This is a genomic window from Mycobacteriales bacterium (assembly GCA_035504215.1).
Classification (GTDB): domain Bacteria; phylum Actinomycetota; class Actinomycetes; order JAFAQI01; family JAFAQI01; genus DATAUK01.
Map to the genome: position 1 here is coordinate 25675 of DATJSI010000086.1, position 23611 is coordinate 49285.

26 protein-coding genes are annotated in these 23611 nt (G+C 68.1%); 10 read left to right on the forward strand and 16 right to left on the reverse strand.

Annotated features, from left to right (window positions below):
* Nucleotides 1-11: 11 nt before the first annotated feature.
* Together VME70_10580 and VME70_10585 are read right to left on the reverse strand one after the other, a co-directional pair.
* Nucleotides 12-1787, reverse strand: a complete 1776-nt coding sequence (locus VME70_10580; GenBank protein HTW20642.1) for a glycoside hydrolase family 15 protein — start codon at nt 1785-1787, stop codon at nt 12-14.
* Between the two features lie 57 nt (nt 1788-1844).
* Nucleotides 1845-2888: a sterol desaturase family protein gene (locus VME70_10585; protein HTW20643.1), complete on the reverse strand. Its 1044-nt coding sequence runs from the start codon at nt 2886-2888 to the stop codon at nt 1845-1847.
* Between the two features lie 308 nt (nt 2889-3196).
* Between VME70_10585 and VME70_10590 the strand changes: the two genes are divergently transcribed.
* The 4 genes from VME70_10590 (at nt 3197) to ugpC (ending at nt 7528) form a co-directional block, all read left to right on the forward strand.
* The gene (locus tag VME70_10590) at nt 3197-4465 is read left to right on the forward strand and encodes an extracellular solute-binding protein (GenBank protein HTW20644.1); all 1269 of its coding nucleotides are present in this window, start codon (nt 3197-3199) and stop codon (nt 4463-4465) included.
* Nucleotides 4466-4569: 104 nt separating this feature from the next.
* Entirely contained in the window at nt 4570-5406 is an 837-nt protein-coding gene (locus VME70_10595; protein HTW20645.1) for a sugar ABC transporter permease, read from the forward strand.
* Complete coding sequence (locus VME70_10600) at nt 5407-6315, forward strand: carbohydrate ABC transporter permease (protein HTW20646.1); 909 nt, start codon at nt 5407-5409, stop codon at nt 6313-6315. It abuts the gene before it with no gap.
* A 22-nt stretch (nt 6316-6337) separates the two neighbouring features.
* Nucleotides 6338-7528, forward strand: a complete 1191-nt coding sequence (ugpC, locus tag VME70_10605) for a sn-glycerol-3-phosphate ABC transporter ATP-binding protein UgpC (GenBank protein ID HTW20647.1) — start codon at nt 6338-6340, stop codon at nt 7526-7528.
* A 16-nt stretch (nt 7529-7544) separates the two neighbouring features.
* On the opposite strand, the gene VME70_10610 is transcribed toward ugpC, so the two are convergent.
* A complete protein-coding gene (locus VME70_10610) occupies nt 7545-8996 on the reverse strand; it encodes a N,N-dimethylformamidase beta subunit family domain-containing protein (protein HTW20648.1) in 1452 nt (483 codons plus the stop codon).
* Nucleotides 8997-9465: 469 nt separating this feature from the next.
* Between VME70_10610 and VME70_10615 the strand changes: the two genes are divergently transcribed.
* The 3 genes from VME70_10615 (at nt 9466) to VME70_10625 (ending at nt 10843) form a co-directional block, all read left to right on the forward strand.
* Nucleotides 9466-9792 (forward strand): hypothetical protein, encoded by a 327-nt coding sequence (locus tag VME70_10615; GenBank protein HTW20649.1) that lies wholly within the window; start codon nt 9466-9468, stop codon nt 9790-9792.
* A 45-nt stretch (nt 9793-9837) separates the two neighbouring features.
* Nucleotides 9838-10227 carry an STAS domain-containing protein gene (locus VME70_10620; GenBank protein ID HTW20650.1) on the forward strand — a complete coding sequence of 130 codons (390 nt, stop codon included), beginning with the start codon at nt 9838-9840 and terminating at the stop codon, nt 10225-10227.
* Nucleotides 10228-10345: 118 nt separating this feature from the next.
* Nucleotides 10346-10843, forward strand: coding sequence for a DUF1360 domain-containing protein (locus tag VME70_10625; GenBank protein ID HTW20651.1), 498 nt, complete (start codon nt 10346-10348; stop codon nt 10841-10843).
* Here the strand turns inward: VME70_10625 and VME70_10630 are convergent.
* Entirely contained in the window at nt 10785-11795 is a 1011-nt protein-coding gene (locus VME70_10630; protein HTW20652.1) for an SDR family oxidoreductase, read from the reverse strand. The genes VME70_10625 and VME70_10630 overlap by 59 nt on opposite strands.
* Nucleotides 11796-11811: 16 nt before the next feature.
* Complete coding sequence (locus VME70_10635; protein HTW20653.1) at nt 11812-11946, reverse strand: hypothetical protein; 135 nt, start codon at nt 11944-11946, stop codon at nt 11812-11814.
* 202 nt (nt 11947-12148) lie between these two features.
* Between VME70_10635 and VME70_10640 the strand changes: the two genes are divergently transcribed.
* Entirely contained in the window at nt 12149-12853 is a 705-nt protein-coding gene (locus VME70_10640; protein HTW20654.1) for a GAF and ANTAR domain-containing protein, read from the forward strand.
* 165 nt (nt 12854-13018) lie between these two features.
* The gene (locus VME70_10645; protein HTW20655.1) at nt 13019-13411 is read left to right on the forward strand and encodes an STAS domain-containing protein; all 393 of its coding nucleotides are present in this window, start codon (nt 13019-13021) and stop codon (nt 13409-13411) included.
* Here VME70_10645 and VME70_10650 read toward each other — a convergent pair.
* The 9 genes from VME70_10650 to VME70_10690 are packed head-to-tail and all read right to left on the reverse strand — an operon-like array spanning nt 13408 to nt 21265.
* Entirely contained in the window at nt 13408-14982 is a 1575-nt protein-coding gene (locus VME70_10650) for an MFS transporter (protein ID HTW20656.1), read from the reverse strand. The genes VME70_10645 and VME70_10650 overlap by 4 nt on opposite strands.
* Nucleotides 14979-15863 carry a Rieske 2Fe-2S domain-containing protein gene (locus VME70_10655; GenBank protein ID HTW20657.1) on the reverse strand — a complete coding sequence of 295 codons (885 nt, stop codon included), beginning with the start codon at nt 15861-15863 and terminating at the stop codon, nt 14979-14981. Before VME70_10655 ends, VME70_10650 begins: the two co-directional genes overlap by 4 nt.
* A gap of 43 nt (nt 15864-15906) precedes the next feature.
* Nucleotides 15907-16587: a glycosyltransferase gene (locus tag VME70_10660; GenBank protein HTW20658.1), complete on the reverse strand. Its 681-nt coding sequence runs from the start codon at nt 16585-16587 to the stop codon at nt 15907-15909.
* Nucleotides 16587-17195, reverse strand: coding sequence for an SAM-dependent methyltransferase (locus VME70_10665; protein ID HTW20659.1), 609 nt, complete (start codon nt 17193-17195; stop codon nt 16587-16589). Before VME70_10665 ends, VME70_10660 begins: the two co-directional genes overlap by 1 nt.
* Nucleotides 17192-17917, reverse strand: a complete 726-nt coding sequence (locus VME70_10670; protein ID HTW20660.1) for a PIG-L family deacetylase — start codon at nt 17915-17917, stop codon at nt 17192-17194. The genes VME70_10665 and VME70_10670 overlap by 4 nt, the downstream gene beginning before the upstream one ends.
* On the reverse strand, nt 17914-18972 hold the full coding sequence (locus tag VME70_10675) for an acyl-CoA dehydrogenase (protein HTW20661.1): 1059 nt from the start codon (nt 18970-18972) through the stop codon (nt 17914-17916). The genes VME70_10670 and VME70_10675 overlap by 4 nt, the downstream gene beginning before the upstream one ends.
* Nucleotides 18973-18997: 25 nt before the next feature.
* Nucleotides 18998-19957, reverse strand: coding sequence for a TIGR03557 family F420-dependent LLM class oxidoreductase (locus VME70_10680; GenBank protein HTW20662.1), 960 nt, complete (start codon nt 19955-19957; stop codon nt 18998-19000).
* A 33-nt stretch (nt 19958-19990) separates the two neighbouring features.
* Nucleotides 19991-20707: a DUF72 domain-containing protein gene (locus VME70_10685; GenBank protein HTW20663.1), complete on the reverse strand. Its 717-nt coding sequence runs from the start codon at nt 20705-20707 to the stop codon at nt 19991-19993.
* 27 nt (nt 20708-20734) lie between these two features.
* Complete coding sequence (locus VME70_10690) at nt 20735-21265, reverse strand: DUF892 family protein (protein HTW20664.1); 531 nt, start codon at nt 21263-21265, stop codon at nt 20735-20737.
* Nucleotides 21266-21440: 175 nt separating this feature from the next.
* Here VME70_10690 and VME70_10695 point away from each other — a divergent pair, with 175 nt between their 5' ends.
* Entirely contained in the window at nt 21441-21710 is a 270-nt protein-coding gene (locus tag VME70_10695) for a hypothetical protein (GenBank protein HTW20665.1), read from the forward strand.
* A 17-nt stretch (nt 21711-21727) separates the two neighbouring features.
* Here the strand turns inward: VME70_10695 and VME70_10700 are convergent, their stop codons facing one another.
* Both VME70_10700 and VME70_10705 read right to left on the reverse strand, forming a co-directional pair.
* On the reverse strand, nt 21728-22381 hold the full coding sequence (locus tag VME70_10700) for an HAD family hydrolase (protein HTW20666.1): 654 nt from the start codon (nt 22379-22381) through the stop codon (nt 21728-21730).
* A 16-nt stretch (nt 22382-22397) separates the two neighbouring features.
* Nucleotides 22398-23510: an enolase C-terminal domain-like protein gene (locus VME70_10705; GenBank protein ID HTW20667.1), complete on the reverse strand. Its 1113-nt coding sequence runs from the start codon at nt 23508-23510 to the stop codon at nt 22398-22400.
* Nucleotides 23511-23611 lie beyond the last annotated feature (101 nt).

Here is a 23611-nt window from a genome sequence, read left to right on the forward strand (position 1 = left end):
GGGCGACTCGTTCAGTCCGAGTAGGTGTAGGCGCACGCCGCGTTGATCAACGCGAGATGGCTGAGCCCTTGCGGGAAGTTGCCGAGCATCGCTCCTGAGTCAGGGTCGATCTCTTCGGCAAGGAGGCCGACGTCGTTGGTGAGCGCGACCGAATCGTCCATCAGCTTGCGGGCGGCGTCGCGTTGCCCGTTCAGCACCATGGCGATGACCAGCCAGTATGTGCAGGCAAGGAAGGCCCCCTCCTCGTCGGCGGCGCCGCTGTAGCGATACACCATCGGGCCGAGCGCCAGCTCGTCCTGGATCGCCGCGATCGTGCCCGCCAGCCGCTCGCCGACGTCGAACCCGGTCCGGGCGGCGAGCAAGGTCGCGGCGTCGAGGTCCTCGGTGCCGGCGTACGCGGTGAAGGACCGCTTGGTGGCCGACCAGCAGTTCTCATGGATCCAGGACTTGATCCGCTCGCGCTCGCTCGCCCACCTGGGCGCGCGTGCGGACTCGAGCTGACCCGCGTCCACGAGCTGAAGGGCACGATCGAGCGCAGTCCAGCAACCGATCTTGGCAACCGTGTAGTGCTGGCTGTCGGGCAGTTCCCAGATTCCGGCGTCCTGGAGCATCCAGGTGTCGCAGCAACGGTCGGCGAGGTCCGCCAGCAGCCGGGCGCTCGCCGCGTCGAGTCGATGGCCGTCCTCGACGTACTGCCAGATCATGTCGAACAGGTCGCCGAAGGTGCCGAGCTGGGTCTGTCCTGCCGCGCGGTTTCCCGACCGCACCGGCCGGCTGCCGCGGTACCCGTCGAAATCCACCGCGTGGTCCGAGGGCGGGTCGAGGCCTTCGAGCGTGTAACAGACCCGAAGGTCAGGCGATGTACGCCGAAGCGCGCCGAGCATCCATTGGACTGCCGCGTGCGCTTCGTCCTGCAGGCCGAGGGTGAGCAACGCGTCAATCGTGAACGAGGTGTCCCGGACCCACATGTACCGGTAGTCCCAGTTCTTGTCACCGCCGATGCGCTCCGGAAGGGACGTGGTCGGGGCCGCGGCGATGGCACCGGTGCCGGAGTAGATCAGCAGCTTCAAGGCGAGTGCCGAGCGGCGCACGGCGTCCTTCCACGGCCCGTCGTAGCGGATCTGGCGCGACCAGTCTCGCCAACGCTGCGCCGTGAGCTCGACCAGGTCGCGGCACTGGTCGAGGGTCGGGATGACCGCCGGCTGGTCGGCCCCGCCGGATACCGCCAGCACACCGCTCGAGCCCGCGGCAGTGGTGAACGTGCCGTCGATGCTCCGATCGGTAACCGTCGGTTCGCCGCAGTCCCAGGCCTGTACGGCGAGCAGGTCCGGCCCGCAGGAGACCAGCACCGCCTCGCCTTGCCGTCGTACCCACGGCTGACCGGTCGCGAAGCGGTTTCCCGGGACTACCGACCAACGCATCGGCACGGCGCCGTCGATGCCGTCGACCTGCCGAACGAGCTGGCCCCACGAGAGCCGGCCGCCGTGGCCGACCGGCAGCGTGTCACGCACCCGTACCACACCCGATGCGGTGGTGAAGATCGTCTCGAGGATGTTGGTGTCGGTCAGATAGCTGCGGCTGACGGTGTGCGCAGCGGTCGGGCAGAGGGTGAGGACGCCGCCGCGCTGCGCGTCGAGCAGCCCGGAGAAGGTCGGGGTCTCGTCCATCCGGCCGACCGGCCACCAGTCGATCGAGCCATCGGCCGCAACCAGGGCGACCGACCGTCCGTCACCGATCGCGGCGTACTGCTCGATGGGCGCGTAACCTCCGACCCGTACCGGCTTCATCGGCAGCGCTCAGCGAGCCGGCCGCCCGAGTGGTCCACGCCTCTGACATCACCGGATTCAGGCGGTTTTAACCCCGACCAGGGCGGCGCCGGACTGTGGGTACGACGCCGCCTCGGCGGAGCGAGCGTCCGGCGTCGACCGGCTCCTCGCGATCATCATCGGCTCGAGAAGCTGGCGAGCGAGCACGTGGATCGGGCGAGCTCTGGTGCTCGCGTGCTCCACCGTGACCGGGCGACCCACGAGACCGGTGCGGCACGGCACGGTTGCCGGCGCGGGGAAGCGGGCCCGGCCGACGAGCACGTCCCAGACCGTCAGCACGATGCCGAGATTGACGTCCTGCTCACCCTCCGCGGCGTGATGAAGCCGGTGGTACGCCGGGCTGACCACCACGCGGCCGGCCGGACCGAAGGTCCACGACAGGTTCGCGTGCGGCAGGGTTCCCAGGCAGACATAAGCGGTCACGGCGGCCGGGGTGATCGAGCGATCGCCGAGGAACACCAACGCCGTCACGGTCGCGAGGAAGAACCCGGTCGTGTGCATGAGCGGGTGCGCGCGAAACGATGTCAGGACGTTGAGCTCCTCCTGGCTGTGATGCACCGAGTGCAGCCGCCATAGCCCGCTGACGGTGTGGTCGAGATAGTGCGCCAGCCAGTTCGCGCCATCCATCGCGACGAGCGTCACGGGCACCAGGAGCCACCATGGCCAGGTTCTCGTCCACGAGGTCTCGATCCAGGACGCGTGACCGTTGAGGATTGCCGCGAAGCCGACGCCCAGAAGCGTCATCAGAGGGACGACGAACGCGATGTGCACCGCGACCCAGGCGAGGTCCTGGACCCGGCCCCGGCTCAGGCCGGGGGTTGGCACCGCCGGCCACCGCCCCTCGGCGAGGACAGCGAGCGCGACCAGGACGATCAACGCGGGAGCGACCAGCTCCGCCCGCCCGCCCGCAAGGGTCGAACCGAGCCGGCCCTGATCGGCGAGCCGTTCGATCGCGACGGCAACGACGACGCTCGTCACCCCGGCGAGCACAAGCGAGCAGCCACTGATCCGCCGCACCTTCTCCACATCCACGCCCACGGGATCGGCGAGGCCGCGGTTCACTATCCCGGCTTCGGCTAAGAGGGCAGGTCCGTTCCGGCCTGCGAGGCCACGATGTAGGCGGCGTACGCCGAGCGCACGCGCAGGCCGGCCGGCCGCGCTCGAAAGCGCCTGAAATCGTCATAAACGACGCAAGCGGACCGCGGGCGATGACCGATCAACCGGAGATCGGTGCGGCGACAGGTGTGATCCACCACACAACGGGGGAATTACGTCATTTTCCGCGGACGCCGCACCCGCCGGGACCCGGACTGTGCTGCAGGGCTTCCGCGCCGAACGGTGTGTCGAGCACCGTAGAGGAGGTGGTGGCCGTGCGCACCAACACACTGCGCGGACTCGCAGCAGGGATCACCGTGGTCGTGCTTGGTGCCGTGGCGGCGGCGTGCGGGGGGTCGAGCAGCGGCGGCAGCCAGACATCGGGATCGGCCAAGCAGACCATCCAGTTCGCCGAGTCGGGGCTGGGAACGGAAGGAAAGCAGACCGAGGTCGCGATCAGGCAGTTCGAGGCGGCCAACCCGAACATCACGGTGAAGACGGACGTGCTGTCGAGTGACTCGACAACATTCCTCCAGCAGCTCCAGCAACGGTTCATCGCGGGCTCAGGAACACCTGACGTGATCGAGTCGGACGTCACGTACCCGGCGAAGTTCGCCCAGGCCGGCTGGATCATGCCGCTCACCCAGTTCAACCCCGATATGAGCAAGTTCTTCTCGGGCATCACTGCGGCCGGGACGTTCGACGGCAAGACGTATGCCATTCCGTGGTTCGACAACCCGGAGGGCTTGTTCTACCGGACCGACCTGATCAAGACGCCACCGACCAGCCCGGCACAGGTGGTCTCCGATGCGCAGCAGGCCATGAAGGCCGATCCGTCGTTGAAGGAAGGTCTCGCCTTCGAGGGTGACAAGTACGAAGGCGCGATCACCGCGTTCCTGACCGTCGACGCGCCGTTCGGCGGGAAACTCAACCCGAGCAACATCAACACGCCGGGCAACCGGGCCGCACTGCAGTGGCTGCACGATGCGATCTACAAGAGCCACATCGCGCCGCAGGCCGTGACCGGCTGGCAGGAGGGTCAGGTCCAGCAGGAGTTCACCTCCGGCCACGCTGCCTTCGCGATCAACTACCCCTTCGTCGAAGCAGTTGCAGCGGCCGGCGGCCCGGCCAAGGGCCACGTCGGGTACATCCCGTTCCCGGCGAGCAGCGGCGGCTCCCCCGGCTCGGCGCTGGGCGGCGAGATGCTCGTCATCAACGCGAAGAGCCAACACGCTGCGGCGGCGTACAAGCTGATCCAGTTCCTCACCTCGTCCAGCGTCGAGATCGCCCGTGCGAAGGCGACCGGCGACCCGCCGGCGTTGCCGTCGGCATACGGCGCGAAGCTGTACGCCGCTGCGCCGTACTTCAAGGCGGTCAAGACGCTGAACAACTACTCGCAACCTCGACCGGTCAACCCGAACTACCTGCAGATCTCGAGTGACCTGCAGGTGATGCTGTCGAGCGTCTTCGCCAACCAGAAGCAGCCGGCGAGTGCGCTGAGCTCGGCCGCCTCGCAGGTGAAGAGCGACGCGAGCGGCGGGTGAGCGCACAGGCGGCTGCGCCTGACCGCGCACTCCGTCAACCGGGCCGCCGGCGGTCGCGCTCCTCACGCAGGAGCGCGACCGACCGTCGGCTCGGCTACGCCCTGGTGGCACCGGTCGTCATCCTGCTCCTGGCGGTCAGTGCCTACCCGCTGGTCTACAACCTGTGGAACTCCTTCCACCACGACAATCTCAGCGTCGTCGGCGCGCACTCCTTCGCGGGCGGCAGCAACTACTCGAAGATGGTCACCTCCTCGGAGTGGCTGCACGCGCTTGAACGCACGGCGGGGTTCACTGTCGTCTCCGTCGTGATCGAGACCGTTGCCGCGGTCGCTCTCGCGCTCATGCTCAACGCGAAGTTCCGCGGTCGGGGCGTCCTTCGCGCCGCGATCCTCGTGCCCTGGGCGGTGCCGACGGTCGTCTCGGCAACGCTGTGGAAGACCATGTTCGACCCGCGCCAGGGCTTCGTCGACTACGTGCTCGGCGGCCTGCATCTTCCGGGTGCACACACAACCTGGCTGGCCGGCACCTGGACGTCGTGGGTGGCGATCTTCGTCGCCGATGCCTGGAAGAACGTCCCCTTCGTCGCCATCATCCTGCTCGCCGGGCTCCAGGTGATCCCGACCGAGATCTATGAAGCGGCGCGCATGGACGGCGCCACGACGATGCAGATGTTCCGCCGGCTCACTCTTCCGCTGTTGCGGCCGGCGCTGATGGTCGCGCTGATCTTCCGGACGCTGCAGGCGTTCCTGGTATTCGACGTGGTCTACATCATGACCGGCGGCGGCCCCGGCACATCGACCGAGACGTTGTCGTACCTGAACTGGGAGACCTTCCTCGTCCGCACCGACTTCGGGTACGGCGGCGCGATCTCGGTGGGTCTCGTGGTGATCGCCCTCATCATCGCGGCCGGGTATGTCCGGGTGCTACGGACGGAGGTATAGATGGCGTCCGCCGACGCTGTCTCGAGCCGTGCGGTCCCGGTGCCGAGACGAGCCCGCGGTAGAGGTCCGAAGGCGAGCACGGTCGTCAAGCGCGCACTGTTCTACCTCGCGGTGCTGATCGTGATCGCGATCGCATTGTTCCCCTTCTACTGGATCCTTCGGACCTCCCTGCTCTCGGACACCCAGGTCGCACAGGGTGTCGGCGGCCAGAACGGCCTGTTGCCCGCCCACCTCACGATCGCGGCCTACCGCGAGGACTTCACCCAGGAAAACTTCTGGCGCCCGCTGCTGAACAGCGCGATCGTGGCGCTCGGCACCACGGTGGTCACCGTGATCGTCGCGTCGCTCGGCGGTTACGCGCTCGCGCGCCTGCCGATCCGCGGTGCCGGCGCGATCCTCGGGTTCATCCTGCTGGTCGGCTTCTTCCCGGTGCTCGCGATGGTGGGCCCGCTGTTCCTGCTGCTTCGGCACCTCGGCCTGCTGAACTCGATCTATCCGCTGATCGTCGTCTACCTGATCTACACGCTGCCGATCGCCACCTGGTTGCTACGCAACTTCTTCCAGCAGATCCCGGCCGAGCTCGAGGAAGCCGCGCTGGTCGACGGTGCCACCCGGCTGCAGGCACTGCGCCGTGTCGTCGTACCGGTCGCCGTGCCGGGCGTCTTCACGGCGGCGATCATGTCGTTCATCCTCGCCTGGAACGACTTCGCGTTCGCCGTCTCGTTCCTCGAGACGCCGAACCGGTTCACCGCCCCGCTCGCGATCGTCAACCTCGGCCAGAGCCAGTTCCAGGTCTTCTACAACCGGATCGATGCCGCGGTCGTGATCATCAGCATCCCGATCGCTCTGCTCGTGCTGTTCGCGCAGCGTCGCATCGTGTCCGGGCTCACGGCCGGGTCATTCCGATGAGAGGGGCGCCATCGTGGCAACGGTGACGTTGGAACACGTGTCGAAGGTCTATCCCAACGGAACCCACGCGGTGAGCGACCTGTCGATCGACATCGGGGACGGGGAGTTCCTCGTCCTGGTCGGCCCGTCGGGATGCGGCAAGACCACTGCGCTGCGGATGGTCGCCGGTCTCGAGGACATCTCGGACGGCGTTGTGCGAGTGGGTGACCGGGTCGTCAACGACGACTCACCTCGCGACCGCGACATCGCCATGGTGTTCCAGAACTACGCGCTTTACCCCCACATGACGGTCGCCGAGAACATCGGCTTCTCCCTTCAGCTGCGCAAGCTGCCGAAGCAGGCGGTCCGACAGCGGGTCGAGTCGGCCGCGGAGGTCCTCGGCCTGACCGAACATCTCGACCGCAAGCCGAGCCAGCTCTCGGGCGGCCAGCGTCAGCGCGTCGCCATGGGCCGGGCGATCGTACGGGAGCCTTCGGCATTCCTGATGGACGAGCCGTTGTCGAACCTCGATGCCAAGCTCCGCGTACAGATGCGCGGCGAGATCTCCCGGATCCAACGTCGGCTCGGTGTCGCCACGATGTACGTGACCCACGACCAGACCGAAGCCATGACGATGGGTGACCGCGTCGCCGTCCTACGCGACGGCAGGCTTCAGCAATGCGACGCCCCGCAGGTTCTCTACGACCACCCGGCGAACACCTTCGTCGCGGCGTTCATCGGGTCGCCGGCGATGAACCTCTACAAGGCGACCATCAGCGAGGACGGCAGCAGCGCACAGCTCGGGTCCCAACGGCTCGACCTACCCCCGGCGCTCCGCCAGGACCCCGCGCTGGCGCCCTACCGCAACCAACCGGTGATCATCGGCTTCCGTGGCGAGAACATGCACGAGGCGAACGGAGACGCGACTTCGCGCGGAAACCTGCTGACGGCGACTGTCGAGCTCGTCGAGTCGCTCGGCTCCGAGCACCTGGTGCACTTCCAGATCGATGCCGAGCGGGTGCAGACCTCCGATGCCATGACGGCGACGACCTCCGCGGACGAGGCAGCTTCGCTCCGCGCCGGCGACATCGGGGCGGCCACGCTGTCCGACGGAATTGCCCGCACTCCGCCCAACAGCACGATCAAGCCGGGCACGACGGCGAGCTTCGTCATCGATCCCGATGGCCTGCGTCTGTTCGACGAAGAGAGCGGACGGGCAATCCGGAGCACCTGAGAGACCGCTGACTGGCTCACCAGAGGTTGTGGCGCAGGTAGGTCGGGTCACCCACCCACGGATGCACCGCGTCGAGGTTGTCGTGAGCCTCGAGACCGCGTTCGAGCGCCGGCCCTTTGGCGAACTCGGTGAGCAGCCGCGACGTGACCGCCGTGACGAGCCGGGTGGTGCGCCGACTCAGTTGCCCCTGGCTGCCGGCCAAGCCGTGCACCCAGCTCATGGTTCCGGCGTTGAAGACCCCTGCTCCGCTAGGGCGCGTGTAGTAGGCGGAATCACTGAAGCTGTGAATGCCCTTGCAGGTCAACCGGGAGTGCGACAGGACCTGCATCGGTCGCGGCAGCGGTACGACCGGGTTGACCCGGTCGTACTCTGGCCCGATCAGCCCGGGAAACTCCTCGCCGGTCTCCACCTTCACGTCTCCGAACAGCCAGCTGTCCGGGGAGTACACGGTGTACGACGCGGATGTCGGGTAGGCCTCGTAATACGTGCCGGTCAGTGTGCACTCCGGATCCGGGTCCGGAGGTTCGCGGTAGTCATTCGTCACCGCGGCGTTGTCGACGCCGTAGTCGGGGTCGAGCTGGTAGTCGGTCTTGTAACACACGACGTCCCGGTCGCCGGTGGGCCGGCTGCGCTCGAGCCGGATCCGTCGGAAGCAGGCGTTTGCGCCGAGAAACGCGACGTTGACGCCGCGGTCGCGAGCCGTCGTCACCCGCTCCCGCATCGTCGGCGTCCAGTACTCGTCGTGGCCAAGCGAGATCACCGCGGTAGCGCCGTCGAGCCGTTGCGGGTCGAGGTCGAGCTGCTCGCTGGTCGTGTGTGCGACCGGCAACCGCAGCCGCTCGATCAGCGCGACCACACCAAGCTCGCTGTCGAGGAAGCGCTGCGCGCCGTTTCCGTCGAACGGTCGGGCGAAGCTGACGACGTACGCGCGGTTGTCGTAGTCGGCCGGGCCGCCCGGACCTTGGTAGAGGCTGTAGCCGCCCCAGGTGTTGTAGGCCTGCCAGGTGGCGGTCGAGTGCACGACAACGGGCGCACCCAGCGTGCGCGGCGAGGTGAGGATGAACGGCACGTGCCGCTCACCGTCGTCACAGCGCAGCCGGATCAGATATGCACCGGGTGTCCAACCACCGGTCCCGAATCGCAGAACCGGACTCCACCCGGCGGTGATGGTCCGCGTGGCCGGATCCAGCGCCGGCTCGGACGGCCGCGGCACGATGACACGCTCGAAACCGGCGACGCGGCGGGCCAGCTTGCCGGCGTACCACCCCATCCTGAAGACGTCGGCCCGAATGGCGGCGTTGGTGGACGCTGCGAACAGCTGCACGGCATCGCCGGGCATGACGGTCGTGCGGTCGAGGTAACCGTTGACGGCCAACAGTGGCCCCGGTCTGGTCACCCGCCAGTGCGAGTCGCCCGGCTGGTCGTACTCCGGGACCGTACGGCGCAACGGGTGGACGGCGACCGACATGCGCGTCGGCGCCGTCGTCGCATGAGGTCGGGCACAGCCCGCTGCAGCCGCCGCGACGCCCGCCGCACCGAACAAACGGATGACGTCCCGCCGCGACCAGGTGGCCATCAGGCGCCGGAAAGAACGTCAGCCCCGGCACCCGCGCATCGAATCTCTTCTCGTGCCACCGCACTGCCTGCCCGCTACTTGCTCCGCCTTGGATCATGCCGGTTGTTCCCGGATACCGGCGGATTATGCGTTGCAACGGCTCGAAGCAACGGCCGGTGCGCAGGCCGGCGCCCGCATGCAGCACACGGTTTGACCGGCGCGGTTTGACCAGCGATGCACACCGTGCAATCGTCGAGAGGTAGCCGGTGCCGGGCTTGCTGGCCGCTCGGTTGGTGCTCAGCAGCGAGCGCCCCCTGTTAGGTGCTCAGAAGTGAGCGCGCGTCGTCAATCCACTTCGTCGTGCCCACTCAAGGAGCCGCCGATGCGGCCGAAGTCCGTACCCCCAGCCCAGGCTGCCGATCTGCTCATGGCCGAGTTATGCCACAACCTCGCCGACCGGTTCCCGACCTACCCCCGTGTCGTCATCGTCAATGAAGTGCTGCGTGCCTACGAGGCCACCAAGCTGTTCGGGCTCAGTGGTGAGGACCAGCAGCAGATGATGCTGCAGGTCGCGACCCAGCAACTCGGGCAGCGCAATGGTGAGATCGTCGTGAAGGCCCGGCTCGACCCGGAAGTGCACCACCGCCGAATGGGCGCCGTAGCCAAGCCCGCATCCGAGCCGGGCACCTCCGACATCGATGTGGCGTAGGAAGCCGTGCAAACGCGGGCCCGTCGCGCCGCCGACGGCAAGCTCATGGTCCTGAGGCTCGACGTCCGGGAGCAGTCGATCCTCACCGCGACCGGTGAGTTGGACATCGCAACGGCGCCGGCCTTCCGGGAGGCACTTCTCACCCTGATCGCGGCCGGTCATGCCCGGGTGGTCGTCGACCTCGACAGCGTGACGTTCATGGACAGCACCGGCCTCGGCGTTCTCGCGAGTGCCAACAAGCGGATGCGGTCGGAAGGACGCGAGCTGCTCGTCGTCTGCCACCGCCCCGAGATTCTGCGGCTGTTCAGCATCACCGGGTTGCATTCGTTCTTCACGGTGCGCAACGGCGACGACCGCCCGATCCCGCCGCCGCCCGAGCACGGGCGTCGGCACCGCGAGCATCCCGGTCTCAACGGCGGCACGGTCTCGTCATGAGCGCGGGCTCGTCATAGGCGAACCGCTGCCGCCCTCGAACGAACCTCGACCGAACTCACCGGCCGGGCTGCGCGACCGGTTGGTCCGCGGCGTACCCGGGTAGGCGGAAGGTATGACCATGACTGCTGTTGAGCGGATAAAGCACAGGTACGAGCACGGTTCTGACCGCCCGCTCGGATCGTTCCTGATCCTGCTCACGATCTACAGCTCGAGCGTGTCGGCGGCAGCGGGTGTGCTGCGACACAAGGGGCGCCGGCTCCCCGCCGAGTTTCCGTTGCGGGACGTCGCCCTCGGAATGGTCGCCACCCACAAGGCCTCGCGGCTGCTCGCCAAGGACCCGGTGTCGAGCCCGTTCCGCGCGCCTTTCACCGAGTTCGAAGGGCAGAGCGGCGAGTCGGAAGTCTCCGAGAAGGTGGTCGGGACCGGATTCAGCCATGCCGTCGGTGAACTGGTGACCTGCCCGTTCTGCCTCGACATGTGGGTGGCCACCGCATTCGTGCTCGGTTACGTCGCGAACCCCCGGCTGGCCCGAACCGCTGCAACCGTTCTCACCGTGGTTACTGGTGCCGACCTGCTGCAGTTCGGCTATGACGCACTTCAGCGAGTCGCGAGCTGACCCGCCCAGCTGCGATCGCCAACCCCGACCACGGGTCGTGCGGATGTGCCTTGCGGTCGAACATGCCCCTCGCGCCGCGGTCCGTGTGCTGGTCGCGGGGCTGGAACAGGTTGGCGCCGTGCCGCGGCCCAGGCTGGTCCGAAAGCTGACCCTTCACACCTGAGCGGCCGAGGTACCAGTCGAGAACGCCCGGAATCAGACGGTTGCCGAGAATGGTGTACGCCGTCGATGCGCCGACCCACATGTTCCGCCGCGGATGCTCCACCGCGAACCGAATCGCCCGTGCCGCCGCCTCCGGCTGGAAGATCGGCGCCACCGGCTGGGGGTGCTTGTCAAAGGCGTTGTCGTTCCAGTCGAACTGAGGAGTGTTGAGGCCGGGCAGCTGCACCATTCCGAGATGCACCTGGCTCTGCTCGCTCTTCAACTCCGTTCGCACGGACTCGGTGAAACCCTTCACGGCATGCTTTGCACCGCAGTACGCCGACTGCAGTGGTATGCCGCGGAAGGCAAGCGCCGAACCGACATTGACGATGACGCCACGATCTCGGGGACGCATCAACTCGAGGGCCACCCTGGTGCCGTTAACCTGTCCGAAATACGTCACATCGGTGATGCGACGGAAGGACTCTGGATCGGTGTCCCAGAAATAGCGCAACGCACCTACGAAGGCCACGTTCACCCAGGCGTCGATCGGACCCAGTTCCCGCTCGACGTCGGCGGCTGCGACTCGCAGCTGCTCGAGGTCAGTGACGTCGATCGTGAAGCCGCGACCGCGCCGCCCGGCGTCCTCCACGTCTTGCACCGCGGAATCAACGCCGGCCTGGCCGCGCGCGAACACCACAACGTCCCACCCGCTCGCGGCTAGTTCACGCACCACCGCTCGGCCGACGCCCGCGCTACCTCCCGTCACGACCGCGATACCCGGATTCGGCGCTGTTCCGTTGCTGTTCATGAGTCCTTCCGATGAGCTAAGCCCGCCGCCCGGTAAGGGCGTGGGCGATCGCAATGATCACGGCGAGAATGAGTCCCCACCACAGGACGTGGAGTAGGAAACCGAGGCCCCCGAAGACGACCAGCAGAATCAACGCAATGATCAGCAACATGCCCGACCTCCCAATCCGTCGGCCGCGCTCCGGCCTGTCTGGTCGGTACCCGTTGTGATCGTGATCGACACCTGATGTCGCGCCGGCCGCGAGGTCGTGGTCGGGGTGTACTTGGCCGCCGCCCGGGCAAATACTCCTCCGAACCGCACGAACGCCCCTGGGAGGGCGATCTGTGAGCGAACCTTGACGGAGGAGTCCGAGCGTGGCGGCACCCTCGGTTCCCGGCAACCTCGCCGATCTGATTCGCCGGCTCGGTGACGAGCACGACGAAGAAACCTTGCTGAAGCACGTCATCGAGGTGGTCGTCTCCGAAGTGCCCGGCGCCGACTACGCCGGCATCACGGTGGTCGACGAGACGGCGATGTTCACCTACGCCCCGTCCGACGAGTTGGTGCGACAGATCGACAAGGCGCAGTACGCGACCCGCCAGGGCCCGTGCCTGGATGCCGCGAGACCCGACAAGTCGGTCGTCGTCGTCGTTGACGACATGCAGAGCGAGCCGCGATGGCCGGAGTTCACACGGCATGCGCTGACCTATGGCATCCGGTCGATGAAGTGCTTCCACCTGTTCACCGAGTTGCAGGCGATCGGGGCGCTGAATCTCTACTCGCGGGAGGCCGGCGCGTTCCGCGCGTCGGCCGACCAGGTCGGTGAGCTGCTGGCCGCACACGCTGCAGCCACCATGGCCGCCAGCCGGGTCCGCGCCAACCTGCTGGTGGCCCTCGACAGCAGGGACGTCATCGGCCAGGCGAAGGGGATCTTGATGGAGCGGCACAGGATCGGTGCCGACCAGGCCTTCCAGCTGCTCATCGCAATGTCGCAACGCACTCAGCGCAAGCTTCGCGATGTGGCGGAGGAGCTGACAGAGACCGGGACCGTTGTCCTCGGAGAAGGTTCGCAGGCATAACGACGTGCGCGATCGCGTCGCGGCAGAGCCGCAGAGTTGACCGTCCATCAGACGGCTGACAAGATCATTCACCAGCCGAGCAAATGATGTCCGCGAGGCTACTGTTCAGCAGCGAGCAGGCTCCCTACGTACGGCCGACGCCGTAGTTGTGGATTCCGTGCGCAGATGGACTCTGACTTCAGCATCGACATCGACCATCCTTCGGGCGCACTGGCAACCGTGCGCGGTCAGCTGGACATCGCGACCGCGCCGGCGTTGAGAGATGCCCTTCTCAGCTTGATCAACGAGGGTGCCACAGACCTCGTTGTGGACCTCGAAGGCGTCTCGTTCGTCGACAGCACGGGACTCGGCGTGTTGGTCAGCGCTACCAAGCGGGTGCAGTCAAAGGGCGGGAGCATGACTGTCATCTGCACGCGACCGCAGACGTTGAAGGTGCTGAAGATCACGGGCCTGGAGTCGATCTTCGCCGTTCGGGACACGCTCCCGGCAGCGCTGCGCATCGACGCCACCGACCCCATAGAACCGGGCGGTCTCATGACCGGCCGAGACGAGAGCTAAGGGCCTCTCGTGCCCGACGCCGCGGGCACCGGCTCCTCGCCCGAGCGCTGCGGCTGCGCCGACGTGTGTCCCCGTTCGCGCGCGTGCCGTGGATGAGACCTGACCGCGTCGAACAACGGGGGCGAGATCCAGGCGGGGTTGTCGCGCTCCTGCCACTCCTCGATGTCCGGTCGGGGCAAGCCGCCGCCGCCGGCGATCAGTGTCGTACCCGCAACGACCCCGCCGCCGGCGGCTAGCAGCAGGCACACCCAGACACCCACCTGCAGGCCGGACTGCGGCGAGCTTCCAACGACCGATACGACGAAGACCAGCAACGGCGCGGTGACGAATGCCGCCACGCCGCGCAACAGCTCGATCAGGGCGAAGACCCGCTGGATCTGCACGGATCGCAGCGACAAACCGGCGAGGAACAGCGCGGGTGACACCGAGGCGGCAAGGCCCAGCCCGATCAAGGTGGTCGCTGCATAGGCAAGGTCCTCGGCGCCACCGGCCACGATCACATGGCACACAACTGCCGACGCGACGAGGAGGACGAGACCGGACAGGGCGAACACAGCGATGCCTCTGGTCGGCAACACCAGGCCGAAGGCACCAGCCACCAGCACTGCAGCACCGAACTCCGGAGCGAACAGTGCCGCGATATGCAGCGGACTGGTCACCGACTTCAGGTACTGAAGCAGAAGCTCCATGAGGCCGAACCCCGCGGCGCTCGCCAGCAACGCCGTCAACAAGCCCACCGTCGGCATCGTCGTCGCAAGCAGCCGGACCGGGGTGAGCGGCTGGCGCGCACGGTATTGATGAATGACGAGGATCACGAGGGCGAGCACCCCGCCGGCGAGCGGCCCGATCGTTGCCACCGTCGCCGACAACCGGCCCTCAAGCAGTCCGACACCGAAGAAGGCCGCGGCGCACGCGACGGCGGCGAGAACCACGGCAACGATGTCCCACGGAGCGCTACGGTCGGCCGGGTCATCGTCCTGGAACGTGAGGAGCGCGAACAGCACCGTGCTCGTGCTGGAGACGACAACCGCAATGAACAACGGTCTCCACTGCTTGGCGTCGGCAAGCAAAGCCCCGATCGTGGGGCCGAGTGCGACGGCGCCGAAGATGCATAGGTTCATGAACGACGCCGTCACCGGCACCTTTCGTGCCGGCCAACCGATGACCAGCGGAGGCACCGCTGCGATGAGGAGCAGGCTGGTGCAGAGCCCTTGTCCGACGAAGCCGGCCGCAAACACCGCGCCGGTGGGCGCCCAGACCGCGAGCACCGAGGCCACCACCAAGAGAACCGCGTAGCGCACGAGCATCCGCCGCGGCCGCAGATGCTGGGCGAACTGCACAGCGAGCACGGTGCCGAACGCGTACGCAGCATCCGACATCGATAGAACGATCGTGAAGCTCTCTTTGCTCAACCCCACGCTTGTTGCAAGCACAGTGCTCAACGGCAGCACCGCCGCCGTGAGCATGAGGTACGGCGCAAGCGCAACGACGACGAGCACGACCGCCGCCGGATAGCTATCGGCCAGCGGGCCGGATCGACGGGTCGCGACCCGATGTCCCGACTCGCTCACGTGCCTACCGGGTTGCGGCGAAGCGCACGCGCCTCGGTCCGGCGTACCTCGATCCGTCCGTTGCGCTCTCGGGTCTCGTACACCGGCTGCGGCCGAACCGCGGGACCCTGCTTGACGTCACCGGTGCGCAGGCTGAACCGGCTGCCGTGCCATGGGCAGATGACGCAGTCGCCGTCGCGTTCACCGTCGCTCAACGGACCGCCACGATGCGTGCACCGGTCGGCGAGCGCTACCACCTCGCCATCGATCCGGCTCAGCACCAGCGCAACGCCGTCGGCCACCACCTGGCGCAGCTCATCCGTGACTTCCTCGACCGCGGCCACGTCCTCCCAGTCGGTCGGGCCGGTCTGGAACGCCGTCGTGTCCACGCCCACGCCGAGACCGAACGACAGGTGACCGCCGAGCCAGCCACCGACGCAGAGCGCCGCGATGCCGATCGCGGCGCTTGGCCGGCCGCGGTGACCGCGCGAGCGGCTTGCAAACGAGACGAGATAAGCGCCGAGTGCCACGGTGTTAGTCCCCGCGTGCACGACGCCGACCCGGCGCTCCGCGCCCTCGGTGTCCAGCCAGTCGGACAGGCCGGCGAGTGCACTGGGAACTGCACTGAGCAGGCCGAGGCCGATCAGCCGCCGGGCGGCCGGACGCGCTTTGCTGCCACCGATGAGGTCGAGCGCGGTCGCGCTCATCAGCGACCCGCCGGTGAGCTGCACGAGGATCGGATGAAGCGGATGACCGATGGCTCGTCCGGCCAGCGCATCCCGGGCGGCCGGTGATGCCAGCGCGACATCGCCTGCGGTGTGCAGCTTTCCGGCCGCGGGATCAAGCCGGCTCGCGGTTTCGATTCGCGCGGTTAGCCGCGCCAGTACGTCACTGATCGACACCCGGTCGACCTACCCCGCGACCCCTGCGGCACTCCCTCAATGGTCAACCCGCCACCGATCGCAGGTAGTCGCCGAACCCACCCGAAGCCCGGGGCGAGGTGCGTGCGCTGGTCAGCACGCCGTGGCTGGCGGTCCGGATCACCCGCCGACCGGCAAGCCGACCGACCAGCGCGACATCCTCACCGAGTGGAAGTGGCGGGAACCCGCCGGCCGCCAGGTACGCCGCCGCAGTGAGTCCGAGGTTCGCGCCATGAATGTGCGGATGGTGCTCGACCGGTTGGTAGCCGTCGCGCCATGCACGACGGGCGTCGTCGGGATGGCCGGACCAGTCATCGACATCGACCGTGCCGACCGTCACCTCCCAGCCATCGGCGGCCAGCTGAAGCTGGGTCGACAGCCAGTCCACGGGCACTGTCGAGTCCGCATCCGTGCATGCCAGCCACAGCTCTTCGGGGCCGTGCTCCCCGCAGACCGTCAGAGCCGTGGCGGCAGCGGCCGCGCGTGCCGCTCCGACGCTTCCGGCATCGAGTTCGACCGACGTGACCCATGGGCGGGCGCGGACGATACCGGCAGTTCCATCCCGGCAGCTGTCGAGCGCGACGACCACATGCACTGGCACGTCGACCACGCGAGCTGACGCGGCAACGGCGTCCAGGCAGGCGGGGAGCAGCTCCTCCTCGTCGCGAGCCGGAATGATGACCGCAACCGCGGTGATCGACGGCATCAGACCAGTCCTTCCCGCTCGGCGACGGACGGTGCGCCCAACGGGGCGAAGACGTCGAGCCGGAAGTCGGTCTCTTCATGAGCGGCCACGAGTTGCAACCCACCGGCGGATCGGAAGGCCGCGTGGACGTCGTCACCGGTCAGGGGGTAGTCCGGAACTTCATGGCGCCAGTGCACGACGACGAGGTCGCCGTCGGGCTCCAGGCTGCTCGCCGCCCGTTCGACCAGTCCGCCGAGCTCTGAGTGAGACAGGTAGTAGCCCAGCTCGCTGATAACGAGCAGGTCGAACCGGCCGTCAGGCCACTGGCGCGGCACGGCGAGTTCACGCACGTGGACGTGGGGCGATGCCGCCACCCGACGGCCGGCGATCTCGACGGCCTGCGGAACGACATCCGTGGCGATCAGCTCGTCGCATCGCGCGGCAAGGGCTTTGCTGAGGACCCCGATCGAGCAGCCGGGTTCGAACCCGCGCCGGTACCGTTCGCGCCGCAGGCTGGCCACGGTCAGCGCGTACTTGCGCTGCTCGTACCAGCGACTTGCCAATGACCACGGGTCGGCGCTGTCGGCGTACATCTGCTCGAAGTAGGAAGGCGCAAGGCTCACGGTCATTCGACGAACACGACCTCAAACGGCCGGACGAACCGCTCGACGACGTGCGGCGGCAGGATCGCGGCATCCGCGGGCTCTGGACCGAGTGCCTCGGTCTGGCTGGTGAAGCAGGCGATCGCCGTCGCTTTCGCCGCACCATCGATGGCGGGCACGCACCGGGCATGACGCCACGGCACCATCCGATCCGCCGGCTCCGCCCATTGCCACATCCAGATCGGGAATTGCCAGCACTCGACGCCCAGCCCGGAAGTGACTGCACCGACCGTCTCGTGGTCGGGATGCCGGTCCTCCCGCCACGTACTGAGCACGAGGTCGCCGGGTGCGACCAGCCGGCGCAGCGCAGCGGCGAGATTGTCCCGGCACTCGAAGAGACGTCCGTCCGGCAAGCCGAGGTGGTGGCTCTCGACCGGTACGACGTCAAGGGACGCGAGCGCGCGCTGGGATTCCTGACGCCGGATGACGGCCAGGGCTTCGGGCCGCACGACCGACGAGCCCGGGTGTGACGCCTCGCCGTCCGTGGCCCACACGATGGCGATGGGATGCTGTCCCGCCAGCCGGTGGAGCAGCCCGCCCACGCCGAGCACCTCGTCGTCCGGGTGGGCGGCGACCACGAGGATCCGTCGGCCCGGCGCCGGCAGCTGAACCGGCGCGAGAGCGGTAGCCGTCAGCCATGCCCGCCAATGCCGCTCATCCGTGCGCGGACGGTTGACGTCGATCGTCACCACTCGGGACCTCGTGCGGCCAGTTGCCGGCCGAGCTCGGCGAGGTCGCGGTCCGCGTGGCTTTGCCGGAGGTAGAGCTGCAGGTCGGCGACCTTCCGCCAGTGCCGGTCGTCCGTGACGAATGGCGACGGACCGAGCGCGCGGCCCACGCGGTCGATCACCTCGGTGGCCGAAGCCTCGACGACCGCGCGGGTGCTGCGTGCGCGCGCCTCGCCAAGCTCCGCACGGTCATCGGGATCGGCGTCGATTGCCCTTGCCGTTTCGAGCAGGACGGCGCGTCCCGCGGTCAGGGCGGCGTCGACCGCACCCAGATGGGCCAGGTCGATGTCGGGCAGGTCACGACGCCGGCTCGAGTCGAGCAGCCGCCGACCCACCGCCACCGCACCGCCGTACCAGACCGCCGCGACGCCGGCGGCGCCGTGCCAGAAGCCGGGGCGAGTCAGGTAGCTGCCGACCGCGCCGATCGGCACCGCGACCGCGCCGTGGAACTCGACCGCCCGAGTGTCCGCGCCGGCCAGCGTGGGCGAGGGCCACCGCGCACTATCCGTACGGACCGCGGGCTGATCGAGCTCGACCGCGAAAGGACGCGAGCCTTCCCCGTCGTCGGCCGTCACCAAGGCGTGGGTGCTGCCGGTCGCGCCGCTGCACCAACCCTTGCGGCCCTCGAGGGACCAGCGGCCGAGGGTGTCGCGACCGGCATGCAGCCGCTGCCGCGGGTCCTCGGCCGCCCACACCCCCCACAACGATCGCGCCGGCCGCGGGTAGTCGGGCGCGAGCTCCGCCAAGATCGCCACCGCGTCCGCGTGCGCCTCCGCAAGCCGGCCGAGGTTGAGGTCGATCTCGCCGATCCCGGTGAGCGCCGCGAACCGCGCCGTCGTCCGGCCGGACCCTGGCAAGGGGAGCCGGTCGAGCACGTCGGCGGCCAGGTCAGTGAGCACTTCGCTCACCACCTCGGGCCGGGCGAACTCGGCGCCGTCGATGCTGCGGGCACCGTGATAGCGGTCCCACCAGGCCTCCACCGCGCCGCGCGACCCGACGATCGGTGCCGTCGTCACGTCGGCTGTGTCACCTTTCAGCAACTCAGGCTCGGCCGCGCAGCGACGGAAGCACTTCTTCGGCGAGGAACTTGATACCGCCCTCCTGGTCGGGACCGATCTGGGAGACATAGACCTCGTCGAAACCGGCGTCGACGTAGGAGCGAATCAGCTTCGCGGCCGGCTCGGGATCGGGCCCGCACGGGAAGGTCTCCGCGACCTGGTCAGGCGTGACGGCCTCGCCGAGCGTCTCGAACTCGGTCCACGACAGCAGATCCTGGGCGCTCTGCCCACCAACGGCCTCGTGGCCCCAGAGCCGGTACGCCGTCTTCGCCGCGTCATCCGCCGAGCCGGCCCAGCAGATCTTGAGACCGCCCTGGACCGAGCCCCTTCCGCCGGCGTCCCGGTATGCCTTGACCAGATCGCCGTCGGGCTGCACGTTGATATAGCCATCACCAACCGCTGCGGCGAGCTTTGCCGACTCCGGCCCGAAGCCAGATACGAGGATCGACGGCAGCTGCTCCGGAAGCGAGAAAACCCGTGCCGCGTCGACGACGTAGTGCGCGCCGCGATGGGTGAGGGTCTCGCCGGACCAGAGCCGACGAACGATCTCGATCGCCTCGGCCAGTCGCTCGCGTCGAATCTCTGCCGGCGGCCACAAGCCGCCGAGAATGTGCTCGTTCAGCCGCTCTCCGGTGCCGACCCCAAGCGTGAATCGGCCCGGCGCGACGGAGGCGACGGTCGCAGCAGCCTGCGCGATGACAGCGGGATGGATGCGGTCGGTCGGGCAGGTCACGGCCGTCGTCATCCTCAGCTCGGTCTGCGCCGCGATCGCTCCGAGGATCGTCCAGACGAAAGCGCTTTCGCCCTGCTCCCTCGTCCACGGGTGGTAGTGATCGGAGATCCAGATCCGATCGAACCCTGCGTCCTCCGCAAGGTGCGCGGCGCGGACCAGCTCCGCGGGCGAGAGCTCTTCTGCGGAAAGGAAGTAGCCGAACTCAGTCATACCTCCTGAGTACCCGGATCGGAGTTCGCCGACTCATGGCAGATCGGCGAGCAGTTCGCGCAGCCGTCGAGCGTCTTCGACCGCGGCACCGCCCGGGTCGTTGTTGGCGTAGGCAAAGCCATCGTGGGCCGACAGCCGGCGAGCCCATCGACGCAACGTCGACGTGTCGTACGACCACGAGTCACGGCCATGATGCAGCCGCAGGTAACGCCAGCTCGCGGTCTCCCACAGCGGCCCCGTCGCACGCCCGTCCCGGTCGGCCCATACCAGCGGCGCGTCGAACGCGGCCAGGACGTCGCGCACGTCGGCGTGAAACCAGGACGGGTCGCGGAGCTCGACCGCGACCGGGACGTGCCCGTTCAAGCAGGCGAGGGTCTGCTCGAGGCGCGGGCAGTCGACCGGGAAGGCGGGCGGTAGCTGGAGCAGCACCGGGCCGAGCAAGGCGCGCTCGCGCAAGGGCTCGATCCGGTCGAGTAACCGCTGCACCGGCTCCTCGGGATCGCGCAGTCGTTTGATGTGGGTGAGGTAGCGGCTGGCCTTGACGGTCATGAGGAAGCCGTCGGGCAGCGTGTCCGCCCAGCGTTGCACCGCCTCCCGCTTGGGCAGCCGGTAGAACGTCGCATTGACCTCAACGCTGTCGAAGGCTGCGGCGTACCAGCTCAGCCATTCGCGTTGCGGCAACCGATCGGGGTAGAACAGGCCGCGCCAGTCTGCGTACTGCCATCCGCTCGTTCCGACGCGGATCGTCATCGACGGCCCCGCGCCGCGCGGGCTAGCTCAGATGCCGAGCAGGTCGACCAGATCGTCGGCGTGCTCCTCCTCCTCTTCGAGGATTCCCTCCATCAGCCGCCGAGTGGTCGGATCGCCGTCACCGAGCCAGCGGATGATCTCTCGGTAGCTGGCGATCACGATCCGCTCCGCGACGAGGTTCTCCTCCAGCATGGCCTTGAGGTCGTTGCCCGCCGCCGTCGCGTAGTCGGTATGCGATCGCTTCAGCGCGTCCGGGCTGAAGTCGGGGTCGCCGCCGAGCTGGCTGATCCGCTCGGCCGCTCTCTCGGCGTGCGCTCGCTCCTCTTGCGCATGTTCGCTGAACTCGGCCGCCACTTGGGCCCGATCGATCCCTGACGCGACGATCGCGTGCTGCGTGTAACGCAGGTAACAGACGATCTCGGTGGCGACCACCTGGTTGAGTACGTCGATCACGGCATCGACATCGGCGCCGAAGTCCTTCGTGACGGGACCGCGATCGATCTGCTCACGAGCTTGCTCGCGGATTCGCGTGACATCGAGCGCGAACTGGTTCGGCACGTTAAAGCTTCCTTCCACGGGGATGACTACGTCTGGCGGGTACCCGCGACCACGGTGACGCACACCTGGCCGCATGCCGCCGGCAGTGCCGAGTAGGCAATGAGCCAGCCGAGTAGGCAGCGAGGCGGGCGGGTAGGCCATTGACACTGACGGCTCCACTTCTCAGGAGGACCAGATGGCCAGTGGGAAGCAGGTTGCGGCGGCTCGTAAGAACGTCAAGAAGGCGCAGGCGGGCGCTCGCTCCAAGCGCTCCATCGCCAACCTCCCGAAGTCCACCAGGACAGCGTTGGGAAAGCAGGGCGCAGCGGTCGCGCAACGCAAGCGGACGGGAAGCCGGACCCCGGCCACCCGCGCTGAGCTGTACGAGGAGGCGAAGCGCCGCGACCTTCCCGGTCGATCGAGCATGGGCCGGGACGAGCTGGCCCGCGCGCTCGGCCGTCGCTGATCGCCCGACGTCGGCAACTAGCGGTCGATCAGCGCCCCGATGGCCGACTGCGCAAGCCGCTCGTGAAGCGCACTGACATCCTCGTAGATCTCGATCGCGCCTGCATCGCGTAGCTCGCGTTCGTCGATCCCACCGGTGAGGACGCAGATGCACGGCATGCCGGCCCGTTTTGCGGCCTCCACGTCCCACGTCGTGTCCCCCACGAAGACGCAGTCGGCGGCGTCCAGCCCGGCGCCGCGAAGCGCGGCGTTCACGATGTCCGGGTCCGGCTTCGAGGAGTCGGCGTCGTCGTTCGTCGTGAGGTGGTCGATCGCGTCATCGGCGTCGATCGCATCGGCCAGGAACCGGGCGTCACGCTTGGCGGCGCTCGTCGCCAGGACCACGCTGACCCCGGATGCTCGGATCTTGCGAAGGAGGTCCGCCGCCCCATCAAATGCGCACAGGTGGTGAAGGTGCGGACCGTAGAAGTCCGCGTGCGCCTCGGCCACTGCAGGATCATCCTTGCCCAACACCGACGTCACGAGCCGATCCGAACCCTGCCCGATCAGATGATGCAGCCGGCTCGTGGCAACGGCGTACCCGCAGGAGCGGAAGGCCTCGGCCCAGGTCACCGCGTGCAGGTAGTTGGTGTCGACCAGCGTGCCGTCGATGTCGAACAGCACTCCCTTCATCCGGCCGACCGCCGCATCACGCCACCCGCCACTGCTCGGCGTCCGCTTCGCGCAGCACGTACCCGTGCCCGCACTCCCCGGACGGAGTCAGCTGCCCGGTCGACGGCTGCCGGGCGCCGTCGAACAGGAGCCGTTCCTCGATCCGAGAATGGTCATGGAAGTACTCGATATGCCGGAGGTTCGACACCGCCGAGCCGAACGAGCCGTGCAGGTGCGGTGCGCAGTGGGCGGACACCTCGAGGTTCGCGGCCGCGGCCGTCGCGGCGGCCCGCAGGAACTCGGTGATGCCGCCGCAGCGTGTCGCATCGATCTGCAGGCAGTCGACCGCCTCCGCCGCAATCATCCGGTAGAAGTAGGGCAGGTCCCAGCCATACTCCCCCGCGGTCACGTCGGCCATGAGCGCCTGCCGGACGGTGTTCAACCCGGGCAGGTTGTCGGAGCTCACCGGCTCCTCGAACCAGCTCACCCCCAACTCGTCCAGGGCGTGACCCACCCGCACCGCCTGACCGACGTCGTAGCCGCCGTTGGCGTCCACGAACAGCGCCCGGTCGCCGATCAGCTTCCGCACGATGGCCACGCGCTGCAGGTCACGGTCGGCGCAGGTGCCCCACGACTCGCCGATCTTGATCTTCACCATCGTGATGCCGCAGTCGTCGATCCACTGCTGCACCTGCTTGGTGGTCTGCTGGTCGTCGTACGTCGTGAAACCGCCGCTTCCGTACGCCGGCGTGCTCTCCCGCGTCGCGCCGAGCAATCCGATGATCGGAAGGTCGAGCAGGCGCGCCTTGAGGTCCCACAGGGCGACATCGACGGCGGAGATGGCCGTTGCCGCGATGCCCGGCCGCCCGATGTTGCGCACCGCCTTGCTCATCCGGCCATTGGCGCCAGACACGTCGAAGGCCGATCGACCGCACAGCAAGGGTTCGAGGGTCTCGTGGATCAGATGCGCGGCGGCCGCGCTGCCGTAGGTCCAACCCATCCCTCGGCGACCGCCGGCGTGCGCGTGAACCACCACCACGGTCGTTGAATCCCAGGCGAGCGTGCCGTCCGCCTCCGGCGCGTCGGTGGGTATCGAATAGGCCGCGACATCGATCCGGACGATGGCCGGGTCGGGCTGCGTAACGGTCACGCCGCGCCCGAGACAAGGGTGCCGTCGCGCTGCCGCGCGACCAAACCGTCGGCTGCACGCGCCGCGAGCGCCATGATCGTCAGCGCCGGGTTCGCCGACCC